At 42.9% G+C, this 1,096-nt stretch carries 3 protein-coding genes; all 3 read right to left on the minus strand.

All coding sequences use genetic code 11. From position 1 onward, the window contains the following. The coding region (locus P8629_RS12880; protein ID WP_442908701.1) for a DUF1353 domain-containing protein at positions 1-221 on the minus strand (221 nt) is incomplete at its 3' end. Beyond that, positions 208-711, minus strand: a complete 504-nt coding sequence (locus P8629_RS11445) for a hypothetical protein (protein WP_278166261.1) — start codon at positions 709-711, stop codon at positions 208-210. The genes P8629_RS11445 and P8629_RS12880, both read right to left, overlap by 14 nt. A gap of 1 nt (position 712) precedes the next feature. Then, positions 713-1,096, minus strand: a 384-nt coding sequence (locus tag P8629_RS11450) for a gp53-like domain-containing protein (RefSeq protein ID WP_278166262.1), incomplete at its 5' end; no start/stop codon positions are given.

The raw sequence follows: 1,096 nt of genomic DNA on the forward strand, positions 1-1,096 counted from the left end.
TAGTCGTGAACCAGAGTGGCTTTTAGGTAGCGTCCGATTGGAGGGAAGATAGGCCAGAAGATGCGCGGAACGGTCGCGCCGTCTGATATAAAACCTTCTGGAACGAAGTGTCCAGCGCATTCAATGGTATGAGTAAGCTTATAATATGGACGCTGCCACCATGAATGAGGCAGCAGCACTTCGACATGAACTCCGCTTCTTATTACTTTAGAAAAAGGCACTTCGCTTTGTCCAAAACCAAGCCGAAAATGGCAGAATAGTGGCTGGTGTTAATGGCAGTTTAACCGTGGAACTAATCTCTAAGTTTACACTTAAAGCGTCGTAATCTGCTTGTGACATGTCACCTGCTGCTACTAATGCGGCTGCGGCATCAAATCCGTTTTTTATCTGCATTAAACCATTGGCCACTTCATTAGTGAACGGTACGGTAATGCCAGAATCAGCATAGAGTTCACCAGTGTGTTTAGCTAGTCGATTATCTACAATGGCTTGCTCTTCCACAGAAAGTTGCGGTTTATTTACCCATACTGGGCGACCATTTGCGTCTCCACCAAGTCGCTTACCTGTTGGTGGTTGCTTTCCATGATAGGTTGAAATTTCATCAGCTGTCATCTCAACGGCATCAGTCGGCCAAGATTTTAAATTCTCACAAGTTTTTTTTACAGCGTCTAAAAAGAAGCCCGGTTTTGACTTTGAAAAATATACTTTCATTTTATACTCCAATTGCAATCCATCTAATTCCTCTTACACCACCACCTGAGCCATTTGAATAATAAGCATCAAACCCTGACGTTGTTTGCTGTTCAGCAGATATGTTGGCAAATTGATTTGGAGCATTTCCAGTTGACAACGAACTTAATACAGCAAAAAGAGCACTAGGAAATGTTGTCGGAAAAATCACGTTATCAACATAATATGTATTTGCGGCGATTGTTTCGTTCACAACTACTAACCCCCACTGGATAATTAATCCACCCATCCAAGAGGGAAATATCATGTAGCCATTTTGGGTCAAAGATATTGAAAACCCCCATCTCAGTTTTTTAGGCGTCACAGCAACAGTATCATCGGCTCCGGCATCAGTTTGCGCTTGAGT

The organism is Hydrogenovibrio sp. 3SP14C1 (assembly GCF_029625905.1).
Classification (GTDB): domain Bacteria; phylum Pseudomonadota; class Gammaproteobacteria; order Thiomicrospirales; family Thiomicrospiraceae; genus Hydrogenovibrio.

Coding starts and splice junctions, on each gene's coding strand:
- P8629_RS11445 (WP_278166261.1), bottom strand. CDS start 711: ATGAAAGTATATTTTTCAAAGTCAAAACCGGGCTTCTTTTTAGACGCT.